We start from the raw sequence: 14,897 nt of genomic DNA on the forward strand, positions 1-14,897 counted from the left end.
AAAAAAGACGCCCCGAAAGAGGCGTCCTTCCCAAAGATCTCTGACCCGTCGGCTTAGATCGATTCCTGGATCCAACCCATCAGCGCGGCTTTGGGTGCTGCACCGGCACGGTTGGAAATCACCTCACCATCCTTGAAGATGAACAACGCCGGAATGCCGCGCACGCCCATCTGGGCGGGGGAATTCGGGTTCTCGTCGACGTTTACTTTGACGATTTTCACATGCCCGGCCAATTCTTGCGACAACTCTTCAAGAGCGGGGCCGATCTGCTTACAGGGGCCACACCATTCGGCCCAGAAATCCACCACGACGGGGATATCGGATTTTTTCACTTCGGCTTCGAATGTAGCGTCGGTTACAGCAACGGTCGCCATGTCTCGTCTCCTGCGAGGGGATGTGTTGGGGTCAGAACCTAGGAAAGCCCCGCGGCGGCGTCAAGATTTAGCGCACGCTTTCCGGCTTGCGTCACGATATCGTGCGGCATGGGCATCAGTTGCGCCGTGCGCGTCCACAGGATCGCCGTCTCGATCCGCCTGTCGGGATAGATCTGTGCCAAGGCATGCGCATAGGCCGCCAATTGGCGCTTGATCCCCTCGGGTGTGGCCCCGGGCGTGGCGGGAACCACGGCGTTCGTCTTGAAATCCACCGCCAGAACGTGATCAGGCCCGATGATCAGCCTGTCGATGGTGCCATGGATGCGGTCCGCGCCGAATGGCGCGGAGATCGCGACCTCGGCCAGGGTCGATTTGTCGAAGAGATCAGTCAGCATCGGATCACCAAGGACGGCCTCAACCTCTGCAAGCAGCGGAGCAGTCTCAACCGGATCGAGGTTAAGGATAACAGGTGCTTTTCGGGCCCAGTCGGATTGCGGAAGCGTTGGCAACAGCTCCAGCAGGCGATGGATCCGGGTTCCGCGCAGCTTGGCGGCTTCCTCGTCCAGCCCTTCCTCCCCGGGGAGTGCCTTGGCTCCGTTCAGATCGGACGGGCTCAGGGTCGCGCTCTGTTCCGGCGGAGCCGGGGCGGGTGTGTTGAACAGATCCGGGAGCGGCGTCGCGGGTGCCTCGTCTTGCGGCGTCACAGTGTGGCGGAGCGTTGCCCATTCGCCGGTCTCGATCCGTTTGCCAGGGCCAAGGGCGAACATATGATCGACCGCGCCTTGCATTGCCGCCTCGACCCGTTGGTACCAGGTATCGCCATTCTTATCGTCCAGCTCTCCGGCAGCGGCAACAATTAACCACTTTTCCGCCCGTGTTAGAGCCACATAGAGCAACCGCAAACGTTCTGCTTCCTCTCGCGCGTCTTCCTTGGCCGTGGCGGCAGCGATCCGGGGCGGTGCGGTTTCATTGCGCACGCGCCAAAGCGGGACATCATCAGCCATCACCAGATTGCCCTTTTGCCCCGCACGGCGCCGTGCGGTATCGGGCAGGATAACAATCGGCGCCTCCAGCCCTTTGGCACCATGCACGGTCATGACCCGGATCATGTCACCGGCGCTGTCGATCTGGCGCTTTATCTCCAGATCGTCGGTTTCCATCCAGACCAGAAACCCGGTCAGCGAAGGCACCTCTGCCCGTTCATAGGCCAGCGCTTGGGACAGCAGCGCGTCGATACCATCCTCTGCCTCATGTCCCAGGCGGCCCAAAAGTGCGTGCCGCCCGCCATGGCGGATCAGGATATGCTCGATCAGATCGTATGGTCGCAGAAAATCGGCCTGCCGCCGCAGGTCGTTCAACACCCCCATGGTTTCGGGAAACTCCCGCGCCCGTTCGCGCAGGGCTTGCCACAAGAACGCCTTTGCCGCACGCCGATGCGCCAGGTCGAAGAGCTGTTGTTCACTCCAGCCAAAAAGCGGGGAGCGGAGTGCTGTTGCCAGCGCCAGATCATCCTCGGGCGTGGCCAGGAATGACAAAAGCGCCGCCAGATCCTTGACCGCCAGCTCGGCGCCAACCTTGAGCCGGTCCGAGCCTGCGATGGGCAGACCGGCGGCTTTGCACGCACGAATGATTTCTCCAAAAAGGGCCGAGCGGCGCTGCACCAGGATCAGCACATCGCCCGCCCGGACCGGGCGGCCCTGCCCGGCTTCAACGGGGATCGGCACCTTGTCGTCGATCATCGTCCTGATCTGATCTGCAATCGCCTCGGCCAGGGTCACCGTATGGTGTTTCGGGCTGGGCCGGTCCATGGGTGTGTACCATGGCGTATCGATCTCATCCCTGGCCACGGGCAGTGCGGGCCAAAGATCGACCCGGCCCGGCAGTTGATCTTTGAACGCGATATGGCTTTCGCCGTCAAATCCGGCCCCGGCCAATCCTTCAAAGACCACATCGACCAGAGACAGGATCGCGTGGGACGAGCGGAAGGAGTACTGCAAGCTCCGGTCGCTCAGATGCATGCCCGATGCGCCAAGACGCTGCGCGAAATACGCGCGCATCCGGTCGAACCCGCCTGGATCCGCGCCCTGAAAGGAATAGATCGACTGTTTCTTGTCGCCCACCACAAAGATCGACCGCGCCACGTCGCGCGCCCCCAGCCCGCTGGTAAATTCCTGGCTGAGTCGTTCGACCACTTCCCACTGTGCCGGGCTGGTGTCTTGTGCTTCGTCCACCAGGATATGGTCGATACCGCCATCGAGCCGATAAAGCACCCATTCGGCCACGCGCGCCTCGCTTAGAAGCTGCCGGGCCTTGAGGATCAGATCGTCAAAGTCCAGCCACCCGCGCAGCATCTTGCGCCGCTCGTATTCTGCAAGGAACGCGCGCGCGAACCGGTGCAAGTCATCGGCCATGTCGGCCGCCGTTAGCGCGATCCGTTTGGTGCGGGCCGTCTCGATCCGCAGCATGAACTGATCCGTCTGGGCATGCAGATCGGCCGGGGCCTTGGCGCCTTTGGCCGGCACCTTCCCCAGCTTGGCGCCGAACGGAGCCGCGGCGGAGGGTCCAAAGAGGAACGCGCTTTCCAGGATCTCGCAGGCTGATGCATCCAGCACGCTGATCCCGCGCAATTTCGCGGCAATACGCTGATCGGTAACGCCGCTCTCTTCCAGAACCGGGATCAACCGATCCAGCAGCGCGCGTTCGTTACCCAAAAAGAGGTCCCGCGCGATGTCCCCTGCATTGGCATCCGGGGCCAGATCGAAAAGCGCGAACAGATCGGCGCGCGACCGGGTCTCCATAAAAGCTTCGCGCCGCCGGGCAATGGCTCGGGTCAGACTGTCCAGGTCACTGCCACCCAGATGGCGCGCCACATCCGCGACGATCCGTGCCTTTGGCCCTTCGGCCAGATCGTCCACGATCTCGCCCCGCAACAGGGTGGCGGCCCGGTCCTCGATCTCGGTAAACTGGGGGCTGACCCCTGCTTCGAGTGGGAAGCGCCGCAAAAGCCCCGCGCAGAACGAATGGATCGTCTGGATCTTGAGCCCGCCGGGCGTCTCGATCGCGCGGGCAAAAAGGGTACGGGCATCGCGCAACTGTGCAACGTCGGGGATCTGGTCCACCCCCAGTTCCTCCAACGCTGCGCGCAGGGCGTCATCGGGCAGCATCGCCCATTCGCCCAGCCGCCGGAACAGACGGTTCTGCATCTCGCTCGCCGCGGCTTTGGTATAGGTCAGGCAGAGGATTTTCTGCGGCTCGACCCCGTTCAGCAACAGCCGCGCCACCCGGTCGGTCAGAACCCGGGTCTTGCCCGACCCCGCATTCGCCGCAAGCCAGGTGGAGGCGCCGGGATCGGCGGCCTGGACCTGTGCCTCTGTTGCGTCGTTGCGTGGAATCATGTCAGATCCTCGGCCAGCGGATCGTCTGTGTCGTCCCATTCCCCATATCGCGCAAGGTGATCGTAATCGCCCGCATCGGTGTCTTTTTCCAGCATCCGCCGCGCGGTGTACCCAGTGGTCGGGTCCTGATATGCGGTGATCAGGGCTCGAAACTCCTCCCAGACCTTTTCCGGCGGATCTTCTTCGAGAGGGGCGGCAACTTCGGATTGTCCACCCAGCCCGATAAAGACCGCTCGGGCAACTTCGGCCGCGGGAATATCGCGGAAGGCACCATCCTGCGCCATCGCGACCTCCAGGAGGAGTTGTTTGTCGAATTTCCTTTGCTGCGGTTTGGTTGGGGGTTTGCCGGTCTTGTAGTCATAGATGATCAGCCGCTCCTCATCGTCCTGGTCGATGCGGTCTGCCCGCGCAGTAAGGGTAAAGCCCAGATCGGGGATCTCCCTAAGCGCCGGAACTTCCGATCCGACACGGGTCTGGGTCTGGCGCCGTGCAGCCTCGGCAGTCAGAAACCAATCGGCGGTGCGCGCCAATTGGCCCAGCCACATGATCCGCGCGGTGGGCCAGGGGATGTCACGGTTCAGAGTGTCGGCGGCGATGTTGAGGAAACTCTCCCGGTTCAGCATCGCGTGACCGTGATCGAGCGCTTTGACATATGCCTCCAGCACCTCGTGAATGACGATCCCCTTGATGCGCGGATCGGGCAGGCGCACCAAAGGATCGAGCGGGCGCAGGCGCAGCACATGGCGCGCATAGATCGCGTAAGGATCGCGGATCAGCCGTTTGACCTCGGTCACTGACAGCCGTCTGGGACGCGCCGCCGCCGGGGGGCGCGGGGACGGGCGCGGTGCAGATGGGCAGGGCTCCGCAGCCTCCAGCCGCTCAGCCCAGCGCAGCCAGGTTTGTCCACGGGCGCGCATATCCGTCAGCGCCGCCCGCCCCCCTTGATCTGGCAACCCCTCCAACAGGTTTGTCAGCCGGTTGATCCAGCGTGATGGCACGGTTTGCGCGTCCTCGGACCGGATCGCACGGGTGATCCACACCTCTGGCGCCGCGATTGCCTGCTGAAAGTCATGGGCGGAAAGGCCGATGCGCCGATCCGGCAGCAACAGGCCCGCCTTGTCGCGCATCACGCGGTTCAGCCAGGGGTCGGGTTTGGTGGCTTCCGGCCAGGTGCCTTCGTTCAGGCCGCCAAGGATCACAAGATCGGCCCCTTGAACCCGCGCCTCCAACGTGCCCCAGATCATGATATGAGGATGCGGGGCATCCCGATCTCGAACTTCGCCGCGCGACAGCAGCGCGCCCAGCAGATCGGCGAAATCCGCTGCATGCATCTCTCCGCCGTAGTCAGCCTCGGATGCGAGCATTTCCACCGTATTGCGCGCCTCGCGGCCGGCCTTTTGATCCCATAGCGTGCCTGCTCCCTCTCCGGCGATCGCTTCGGCGCGCGTCAACAGATCGGAGACCCAATCGGTGAGCGGACGTTTGGAGGGCGTTGCGATGCCGGTGAAGCTGGCGATCAGCCACTCGCTCCAGCCTGTCAGCGGATCGGTCTGGGTGGCAGCCCAGGCGCGAAGCCAGTCGGCATCGGGAAACGGCACACCCGTTTTGCGTAAGGAAAGCTCCAACTCGCGCGTCATGCGCAGATGCGGGCCGCGCTCCCCTCCGCTATGGGTAAGTGGATGTTTCAGCAGCGTCAGCAACTGGTCGGTCGTGAGCCGCCTCTGAAACAGATGCGCCACATGGCGCAGGAATCGCCCCGGTGGCGACAGGTGCAGCGGGAGGCCCGCGCTGTCATCGGGCAGAATGCCCCAGCGGTTCAGCGCGGCGGTCACTTGCCGGGTCAGCATCCGGTCGGCGGTGATCAGGGCTGCGGTTGTGCCATCTTCCGCCGCTTGTCGTAAACGCAGCGCGATGGTCAGCGCCTCGGATCGGGGTGACGGGGCCTCAACCAGCGTGACATCGGCAAACGCAGTCTCTAACGCGACAAGACTTGGCCCTTCGGCCAGCCATGCATCGGTCACTGGCGCGGGGCGCAGCGCAAGCGAGAGCGCCTTGTTGCGCGACCGGGAGGGGGGTGCCGCCGCATGCCACTCGGTGACCGCCTTGGCGGAAACCCCAAGCTCGGTCATCAATTTGTGAAACCGGTACTGCGGATGATCTTCGGCCGCCAGCGCGTCATCCAAATGGTGCCATGCGCCTTCGGGCTGATCGAAATCGAACCCCGGCAGGACCACGGCCCCCTGTGGCAGCTGTGCGACCGCCTTCATCAAAAGGAGGGTCGTCCCACGTGAGCCGGTGGATCCCGCCAGGATCACCAGGTCATCGGGCGGCGCGCTTTGCCATCGCAGCGCCAACCCAGAAATGACCCGGCGTTGCCGTGCCTGTTGGTCGAGCCCGGCAGCCTCATTTTCGTAAAAGGCACGCGTGATACCGATAAAGGTCTTTGCCCGTTCCCAATGGCCCGACAGATCCGAGACGTCCAACTCCTCGATCCGGGAGGGATCGACCGCCTCGCCCTCCATCTCATCCAGAAGTTCCGCAAGGCTGTCTGCCAGATCGTATAACGATGCGCGCGCTGCCAAATCGGGCTGCGCATCAAGGAGGCGGGCCACAAGCTGAGTCAATTCCAGCCGACGACGCAGCGGAGAAACGGCGGGCGGCAGCGTATCCAGCCCCTCCATCTCGCCAAGATCGGTGACCAAAGAAAGCCGGGGCAACAGGCAGGGCGGACCGGCGTCAAAGATCTGACGAATGCGGCGGGCCATGCGGCGGGTGTTGACGATCAGATGAACGCGGGCCATCGCCTCTGGGGGAGCATCGCTCATTCGGGCAAAAAGCCCGTCGACCAATGCTTTGGGGAAATCGACGCCCGGATGTTGGGCAAAGACGCGAGGTGCTCGGCTGGGGCTAAACACGGGCGGGATCCAGCAGACGTTCAGCCAACCCGATGTTTTCGGGCCGTCCCACATCGCACCACGCACCCGGATAGAGGGTGGTCCGCAACCGCCCCGCTTGGGCCATGCGGTCCCAGATCACATTGAGGGAAAACGCGTCCTCGGCAACGTCCTGTAAAAGATCCGTGCGGATGATCTGCGCACCGCCATAGACCAGATCGCCGCCCCGCACCACATGTCCCTGATCGTCGGCAGAGAAATCGCCGCCACCGATGCGCCCATGGGTGCGGTCCAAAGGTATGCAGAGTAACAAGGCGTCCATCTGATCCGGCCGCCAAGCGTTGCGCAAGATATTCAGCGGATTGGGGCCCAGCCAGATCACATCCGGGTTCAGGGTCAAGACCGGATTTGTCTCTAACAAAGGCAAAGCGGCCCGCAAACCGCCCCCCGTGTCCAGAATTTCCGGCGCTTCATGAGAGATCAGGACATCTTTTTCCGCCAGATGCGCTTCTATCTGATCGGCACGGAAATGGGTGTTCACCACGACGCGGCGGAGTGCTGCATCTGCGGTCCAGTCAAGCGCCCGGTCGATCAGGGAACGCCCTGCCACGTCGATCAGAGGTTTGGGCGTGTGTTGGGTCAGCGCGCCCATGCGTTTGCCGAACCCGGCGCCAAAGATCATCACCGCATCGGTCATTGTGGCTTCAGCCGGGCCAGAGCAGCCGGTGTGGGCAAGGGCAGCGCCTGCTGGACCAGATCGGCGACGGGGCGCAGTGCCGGATGCGCCAGGTCCCGCTCCATCAGATCCCAGACGCGGGGAATCAGATCGATGTAATGCAGTTTTCCGTTGTCAAGGCTGAGCCGGGCAAAGACCCCCAGAATCCGCATGTTGCGCTGAACGCCCAGCACCGCGTATGCGGCGCGAAACGCCTCAGCATCCGCGCCAGTGGCGGTGATGTAATGGCGCAGCATCTCCTCCTCGATCGCCGGGGGCACATCGCGGCGCGCATCTTGCAGGATCGACACCAGATCATACGCTGGATGCCCCAGCATCGCGTCCTGAAAATCAAGCATTCCGACGCGTGCGATCCCAACCCGATCCGGCAGCCACAGCAGGTTTTCGGCGTGATAATCCCGTTGGATCAGGACCCGGGGTCCCTTGGTCAACCGGTGCAGGAGGGGTTCAAACTCCGCGGTGAATTTCTTGAGCTGGGCGGCATCGGCATGACCGTTGATTCCGGCGGCATACCGGGTCAGCGCCAAGGCGGCCATTTCCGTTTTCAGTGGTGCGTCATAACAGTGCAGAGCAGGCGGCGTTGCCTTATGCAGCGCGATCAGGGCATCAGTGGCGGCGGTGTAGATCTCACGTTCCAGGCTCGGCGCGCGCGCCACGACGCGGGCATAGAGGTCATCGCCGAGATCCTCGAGGATCAGGAACCCAGCCTCCACGTTGCGCGCCAGGATGCGTGGCGCGCTGAGGCCGAGGGCGATCAGGTACTCCGCAATCGCGATAAAGGGGCGTACATCTTCCCCCCGGTCAATCGGCGCGTCCATCAACACGGCAGAGGTACCGTCCAGATGCAGACGTTCGTACCGGCGGTTGGACGCATCGCCCGCCAGCGGTTTGCGGTCGGCCCTGGCCCAGGCCGTGCTACTGAGGAAACGGTCGGCAAGCGCCGCGCGGCTGGTCATCTCGTCGGTCTCGCCTATCAGTTGGTGCAGTGCCTGATCCCAGCGCGGGCTTGTCCAGTCAAGCGTTGCATGGCGGACCTCCGTGCTGTGCGGATAGGTGTTCAGGGTGAGGGTCAGGGCGTCGACAGGTGTCAGATCGCCCAATCGGTCGGGCCATTCCACCAGGCAAATCGCGGTGGCAAAGGCGTCAGTCAGCCCCAGCTCTTCGATTTCGTCACTGGTGCCGATCCGGTAGAGATCGCTGTGCCAAAGCTCGCCCGCGGGCGTGTCGTAAGTCTGGACGAGGGTGAAAGTGGGCGAAGGAACATCTTCGGGCGGATCCATCAGCGACTGGATCAAAGCCCGCGCCAGAAAGGTCTTGCCCGCGCCGATATCGCCAGACAGAAGGACGGTGTCACCCGGGCGCAAGACATGACCCAGTGCCACGGCAAACCGCCGTGTTGCGTCCTCGGACCCGAATGTCAGTGTGGCGTGCCTGTTTGCCATGAGGCACAGAATGACCTCGGGCTAAATCACCTGCAAGCCATATCACCCATGATCCGCGATGCGGTCCGCTCCGTTGGTAAAGTGATGAGGGAGTGTTTGGGTCTGCGCGAACCGAAGCATTGTCGCGCCGTTCTGGACGGGGTGCACGGTACAGAGATAGGATTGGCCATCCGCCAGGATCAAAGGCGCGTTCCAAGTTGTGCGATCTTCCCGTCCAAGTACGAAATCGCGTAGCTCGCCCCAAAGGGGGCTGACGCCACCCACCTCTTGCCAGGCGCGCATCGCGTCGATGACGGTAATCTCGGCAAAAACCTGATCGTGGTCGATGTTCCACAGGGTGCGATAGGCTTGGTTGGTGACCGTCAGGGTGCCGCTGGCGGTGAAGACCGCAACCGCATCCTCAAATTCATCGAGAATGTTCTGGCTCATCTCCAGATCGGCGCGGAAACGGCGGGTCAGCGATACCTCGGCCGAGATGTCTTCAAACAAGAAAGCGACGGCCCCGTCAGGATGCGGGCGCCCCGAAACGCGATAGGTGGACCCGGATGGCAGCGTCCAGGTCTCGCAATAGCTGCCATCGGTCGCGGCCGCGACCATGGATGACATCTGTTCGCGCCAGGTCCCGTAATCCTTGGGTTCCGGCATGACATGCCCATCGCGCAGCCGGTCGAAGAACGTCAGCAGATTGGGTCGCACACTAAGGAAATCTGCCGGCAGGCTGGTCAGGTCGATCAGCGCCGGATTGAAGAGCGCAAGTTGCATGTTCCGGTCAAAGATCGCCAACCCGATTGAGAGCTGCGCGAATGTCTTGGCCAGGGTCTGGACGAAATTGCGCTGGGCGGTTTCGGCGCGGACGACCGATGCCACGTCCAGCGCATAGACCATTTGCGCCCCGTCCCGATGCAGCCCGGTGACGTCGAACCATCCAGGCTCCTCCCGGTTCAAGAGCGGGATCGACGCGCGCACGGCCTCACCGCTCTCGCGGCCCGCGAGCGCATCGGCGAATAGCGGGTTATCTGGGTCTGGTTCCTTGCCGCGGGCCGCTGAAAAAAGCCCGGCATAGGCCGCATTGTGCCAGATGACCCGCCCTTCGGCGTCGATGCTCCAGATCGGATAGGGGGCGCCGTCGGTGACATCGCGCAGCATACCCAGTTCGAGCGTCATGCTGTGGTCGAAGAACGACGGAGTCGGGCTTTTGATCGAACCATGTGCCCGAGGCATCAGCTCGACCCGCAGGACATCGTGCAAAGGTTCGATCAATACCTGCCAAGGATCTGCGCTGTCTTTCGGCTCAATCACGGTCGATCCGGTTGGAGAGACATGATCCGGCGTCGGTGGGAACCGGGGAAACCGGTCGATCAACCCCTGGCGCAGACGCGACCAATCCGTGTCCCCTGCGTGTTCGGCCACCAGATTTTCGGCACATCCGCTGCTCGAGGACAGTTCAGCCCCTTGAAAGAGCAGGACGCACCGGTCGCTGCCCGCCGATTGCGCGGGCGTTTTTCCGCGATCGGATCGCATTGCCCCAAGATACCAGCTGACCGAAAGCGCCCCCGCAAAGCCGCACAAAACGGATATGCCAATCCACTGCCAAATCGAGTAATCCAATGTACCGTTCCCCAATACCGGGCTTCCCAGACATTGGCTTCGGAAAGGTTAAATTCCTGTTAACTTTCGCCTGGGTTCAGATTTCGATCGGTTTGTTCGACCCCAGCGGAACGGTGTTGTGTCCGCTTTGCGCATCTATCATGGCACGGGGCCAGACCACTTCGACAATCGCGCCGCGGCGATTGCTGTCGCTTGTGATGTTCTGAAAGGGATCGGTGCCGTTGGAAAAGCTCAGCTCGGCCCCGGTGCGTTCCAGCAAAGTCTTGGCGATAAAAAGACCAAGGCCCATCCCCTCGTATTCCGGGCGCGCCCGGCCTTCGCCATCCGATCTGCGCCTGCGCACAAACGGATCGCCGATTCGCCCGATCAGATGGGATGGATATCCGCGCCCGTCGTCCAGGATCCGGATAGAGATCAGATCATCGGTCCAGACCGATTCGACCCAGATGTTCGCGCGCGCGAAATCGACGGCGTTCTGGATCAGGTTGCGCAGGCCGTGGATCACTTCGGGCTTGCGCAGGATCGATGGCTGCGCCTGAGTACCATCGGCGATGGGACCCTCCTCGAAATGGATGGTCTTGCCACGCCGAATATGCGGTTCAGCGGCCTCCTGGACCACGGCCGATAACGGAGCCTGGCGCAGATGCAGGTCGTCTTTGCCTGCCCGCCCCATATCGCGCAGGATGTCGCGGCAGCGGTCGGCCTGATCGCGGATCAAGGCCGCGTCCTCGCGCAATTCGGGATATTCGGAAAGCTCTTCGATCAGTTCGGAACTGGCCAGTTTGATTGTGGCCAGCGGTGTGCCCATTTCATGGGCTGCCGCTGCCACAACGCCGCCCAGATCGGTCAGTTTCTGCTCGCGCGCGAGGGCCATTTGCGTGGCCGCCAGTGCATCGCCCATCGAGTGCATCTCGGTGCTGACCCGGCGGGAATAGGCTCCCATGAAAAGCGTGGCGATGATGATTGCGGCCCAGTTGCCAAAGACAAAGATATCCGGCACCCGCAGGATAAAGCCCTGCTCGGTCCGCAGCGGCAGGTGAAACTCGGCCAGGAGGGTCACCAGAATGATCGCCGTGCCGCCGATGATCACCGTCGACCTGAGCGTCATCACCGTGGCCGAGATCGTGACAGGTCCCAAAAGCAACAGGGCAAAGGGGTTGTTGAGCCCGCCAGTCAGATACAGCAGAAACGATAGCTGCAAGAGATCAAAAAGCACCATCAGGAAGTTCTCGGTCTCTGACAGCCGCTTGTTTTCAGGAAACACAAAGATCGCAATCAGGTTTCCGATCACCGAGACGCCGACCGCGAGGTAGCACAGGCCCAGCTCCAGCTCGATATAGTACATCTGCTGGGCAACGGTGATCGCGGTTAGCTGACCGGCGATGGCCACCCATCGCAGCAGGATCAACGTGCGCAGCCTTACCCAGGAACTGCGTTCCTGTTCGGAAATCAACCCTGTGTGAGAGGTGCGCATAAGTGTCTCAGGCCCGTTGCATTGTCTTGCATGATTGATATGTGTCCGGCAATCGCCAAGCAACCATCCATCAATATAGTCAGGATGTCCGGAATGACCCGTATTTACGCCCTCATCGCTGTCGCAGTTGTCGTTGCCGGATTGGCCGGGACGTGGTTCGCAACCTCGATGAACCAGCCCGATGATCAGTTTGCGAGTTGCCGGTCCGGGGCGATCGCGGGTGGGTCCGGCCAGATCGGTGGGCCGTTTGAGCTGGTCAATGCGGACGGACAGACCGTCACCGACGCGGATGTCATCACCGAGCCGTCGCTGATCTATTTCGGATATACGTTCTGCCCGGATGTCTGTCCGCTCGACACCGCCCGAAATGCCGAAGCAATCGATTTGCTGACCGAGCGCGGGTTGAGCGCCACCCCGGTCTTTATCTCGGTCGATCCGCAGCGCGACACACCGGAGGTTGTGGGTGATTTCGCGTATAACCTGCATGAAAAGATGATCGGACTGACCGGCTCTCCCGAGCAGGTCAAAGCGGCGAGCGAGGCCTACCGGACCTATTACAAGGCGCATCCGGCGGAGGATGAGTTCTACCTCGTCGATCATTCGACATTCAGCTATCTGGTGCTGCCCGAGCAAGGGTTTGTCGAGTTCTTTCGCCGGGACGCGAGCGCCGAGCAGATCGCCGATACGATGACCTGCTTTATGAACGCAAGCTGACGTTAGGTTTGACGTTTCTCCAACACCCGCTAATAGTTACAAAAACCATAAAAAGCGGACACCCCGGAGGAGACAGCATGGCCGAGCCATCCCTGCGAGAGATTGGACCCGACAAATCCCTGTTGCTGGTCGACGATGATGAGCCGTTTTTGAGGCGCCTTGCCAAGGCGATGGAAAAGCGTGGCTTTGACATCGAAACCGCAGGGTCGGTTGCCGCTGGACGGGCGATTGCGACAGCGCGGCCGCCGGCCTATGCGGTGGTCGATTTGCGGCTGGATGACGGAAACGGTCTGGATGTGGTCGAGGTGCTGCGCGAAAAGCGCCCCGATTGCCGGGTTGTCGTGCTCACAGGCTATGGCGCGATTGCAACGGCGGTGGCAGCGGTCAAGATCGGTGCCACGGATTACCTGTCGAAACCGGCCGATGCGACAGACGTGACCAATGCGCTGCTGGCGCCTGAGGATGAGCTGCCGCCGCCGCCGGAAAACCCGATGAGCGCCGACCGTGTGCGTTGGGAGCACATCCAGAGGGTTTATGAGCTGTGCGATCGCAATGTGAGCGAGACCGCACGGCGGTTGAATATGCATCGGCGCACATTGCAGCGGATATTGGCCAAGCGCAGCCCGCGATAAACGGCGCTGGGGGGCTGTCTGCCCCCCAGACCCCCCGAGGAATATTTCTGGCCAGAAGAAGCCTGTGAAAGGCTAAAGATCGAAGCGCTTCAGGATCTTGGTCACGATCTCTCCGTTTTCCAGTACGTGGTTTTCGACCGTTCCATAGTTGCGAAATCCGCGGCTTTGGTAATAGATCAGACCCCCTTCGTTATCGGCGCGGATATTGGCGTTGATCCACACATAACCCAGATCCCGCGCCGCCCTGCGGGTGGCGTCAAAGAGCGCCGAGCCGATGCCGAGCCCGGTTTTGCCGATGCGCACGAAGGTGGCGATATCGCAAGCCTCGGGCGGCAGGCCGTCGCGCGGCTCGATCCACTGGAACCCCTGGACGTCTTCGGCCTCATCAAGGGCCACGTGCCAGGCGGAGCGTTCCGGGGCGAACGCCATCCAGTCGGCAAGGTCGCTAGCGGTCACTGGCCGTGTCATCGCGGTCGTACCCCCTCCTTGATCACGGCGTTCAAGAGCCGCGCCATCGACCCTGTATCCAAAGAGATCGCCTTGCGCGTGGTGATCATGACATACGCTCCAGCAAGGCGGCATGGCGCGCGGTATAGGCCGCGCGTGTCTCGACCGGGGGTCTGAGCAGGATGGAAAATCCGTCGATTAGGGCGTGATCGGGTTTGCCGAAGAACCTATCGGCCTCGGATTTGGTAAAACCTGCGATCTCGACCGCTTCCATCCAGGCGCTGAGCCGGTCGGCCTTTTTGATCTTGCGCTTGATCGTCTGGGGGATCGTCGCGGGCAGGCCGAAGCGCAGGTGAATGGCCGCTGTCAGCCGCTCGTCAAGCGCGCCGTATTCCGGACCGACGGCCGCCTTGACCGGCGAAATCATGTCGCCGATCACATATTCCGGCGCATCATGCAAAAGGGCTGCCATTTGCCATCTGGGCGCTGCGTCGCCCTCCATCCGGGAAAAGATCGCCTCGACCAGCAAGGAATGCTCGGCCACGCAATAGGCGAAATCGCCTTTGGTCTGACCGTTCCAGCGTGCGACGAACGCAAGCCCATGGGCGATATCCTCAATCTCGATATCCATCGGGGTCGGGTCCAGCAGGTCCAGCCTGCGGCCCGACAGCATCCGCTGCCAGGCACGGGGTTGTCTTGGGCGGTTCATTCGGGCCTCCGACCCAATTGAGGGAACAATCACAGCTCGTAATCCGTTTACATCCCATGAAGACGCAGATGAACAAGTTGCTATGTGTGATTGCCCTGGCTTTTGTGCCGCATGCCACAGCAGCACAAGAGCCGATTTGCATGCCAGGCGATCAGCTTGAGGCGGCGTTGGTCGATTGGTACGGAGAGGCCCCCATGCCCGAGACCGTGTCGTCACCCACATCCACGGTTCGACTCTGGGCTTCGGAAGAGACCGGAACGTGGACCTTGGTGACGTATCTCATCGATGGCACCGCCTGTGTCCTGAACGATGGGCAAGACCTGGACCGGTCGGTACGTGGGGCGGATATCATCGCAAAGCTGATGCCTTGAGCAGGGTCTAGCGGAGGCCTGCCCAGGCGGGCGCATAGGCCAAAGGTATGACAAGTTTGACGGGAAAACCGTGCCCTCCGCATTGCCCAGTACGCTTTGCA

General features: G+C 62.0%; 12 protein-coding genes. 3 read left to right on the forward strand and 9 right to left on the reverse strand.

Features of this window, described 5'->3' with window-relative positions; genetic code table 11:
* Nucleotides 1-53: 53 nt before the first annotated feature.
* From trxA to regB, 7 genes are all read right to left on the reverse strand, one after another.
* Nucleotides 54-374: a thioredoxin gene (trxA, locus tag HEP69_RS00685; protein WP_290556586.1), complete on the reverse strand. Its 321-nt coding sequence runs from the start codon at nucleotides 372-374 to the stop codon at nucleotides 54-56.
* A 38-nt stretch (nucleotides 375-412) separates the two neighbouring features.
* Nucleotides 413-3,769, reverse strand: a complete 3,357-nt coding sequence (gene addA, locus HEP69_RS00690) for a double-strand break repair helicase AddA (RefSeq protein WP_290556587.1) — start codon at nucleotides 3,767-3,769, stop codon at nucleotides 413-415.
* A complete protein-coding gene (gene addB / locus HEP69_RS00695) occupies nucleotides 3,766-6,738 on the reverse strand; it encodes a double-strand break repair protein AddB (protein WP_290556588.1) in 2,973 nt (990 codons plus the stop codon). The genes addA and addB overlap by 4 nt, the downstream gene beginning before the upstream one ends.
* Entirely contained in the window at nucleotides 6,677-7,360 is a 684-nt protein-coding gene (locus HEP69_RS00700; protein ID WP_290556589.1) for a nucleotidyltransferase family protein, read from the reverse strand. Before HEP69_RS00700 ends, addB begins: the two co-directional genes overlap by 62 nt.
* Nucleotides 7,357-8,841, reverse strand: coding sequence for a tRNA (adenosine(37)-N6)-threonylcarbamoyltransferase complex ATPase subunit type 1 TsaE (gene tsaE / locus HEP69_RS00705; protein WP_366111286.1), 1,485 nt, complete (start codon nucleotides 8,839-8,841; stop codon nucleotides 7,357-7,359). The genes HEP69_RS00700 and tsaE overlap by 4 nt, the downstream gene beginning before the upstream one ends.
* Nucleotides 8,842-8,883: 42 nt before the next feature.
* Nucleotides 8,884-10,449, reverse strand: coding sequence for a PAS-domain containing protein (locus tag HEP69_RS00715; RefSeq protein ID WP_290556590.1), 1,566 nt, complete (start codon nucleotides 10,447-10,449; stop codon nucleotides 8,884-8,886).
* Between the two features lie 76 nt (nucleotides 10,450-10,525).
* Nucleotides 10,526-11,923, reverse strand: coding sequence for a sensor histidine kinase RegB (gene regB, locus HEP69_RS00720; RefSeq protein ID WP_290556591.1), 1,398 nt, complete (start codon nucleotides 11,921-11,923; stop codon nucleotides 10,526-10,528).
* A 93-nt stretch (nucleotides 11,924-12,016) separates the two neighbouring features.
* Between regB and HEP69_RS00725 the strand changes: the two genes are divergently transcribed.
* Nucleotides 12,017-12,637, forward strand: a complete 621-nt coding sequence (locus HEP69_RS00725) for an SCO family protein (protein ID WP_290556592.1) — start codon at nucleotides 12,017-12,019, stop codon at nucleotides 12,635-12,637.
* A 77-nt stretch (nucleotides 12,638-12,714) separates the two neighbouring features.
* Entirely contained in the window at nucleotides 12,715-13,269 is a 555-nt protein-coding gene (locus HEP69_RS00730; protein ID WP_290556593.1) for an ActR/PrrA/RegA family redox response regulator transcription factor, read from the forward strand.
* 72 nt (nucleotides 13,270-13,341) lie between these two features.
* Here HEP69_RS00730 and HEP69_RS00735 read toward each other — a convergent pair whose 3' ends face one another.
* Nucleotides 13,342-13,737, reverse strand: a complete 396-nt coding sequence (locus HEP69_RS00735) for a GNAT family N-acetyltransferase (RefSeq protein WP_366111287.1) — start codon at nucleotides 13,735-13,737, stop codon at nucleotides 13,342-13,344.
* A gap of 85 nt (nucleotides 13,738-13,822) precedes the next feature.
* The gene (locus HEP69_RS00740) at nucleotides 13,823-14,425 is read right to left on the reverse strand and encodes an HD family hydrolase (RefSeq protein WP_290556594.1); all 603 of its coding nucleotides are present in this window, start codon (nucleotides 14,423-14,425) and stop codon (nucleotides 13,823-13,825) included.
* A gap of 68 nt (nucleotides 14,426-14,493) precedes the next feature.
* Here HEP69_RS00740 and HEP69_RS00745 point away from each other — a divergent pair, with 68 nt between their 5' ends.
* The gene (locus tag HEP69_RS00745; protein ID WP_290556595.1) at nucleotides 14,494-14,796 is read left to right on the forward strand and encodes an S-adenosyl-L-homocysteine hydrolase; all 303 of its coding nucleotides are present in this window, start codon (nucleotides 14,494-14,496) and stop codon (nucleotides 14,794-14,796) included.
* Nucleotides 14,797-14,897 lie beyond the last annotated feature (101 nt).

Source organism: Aestuariivita sp. (assembly GCF_021404545.1).
Lineage (GTDB): Bacteria > Pseudomonadota > Alphaproteobacteria > Rhodobacterales > Rhodobacteraceae > Aestuariivita.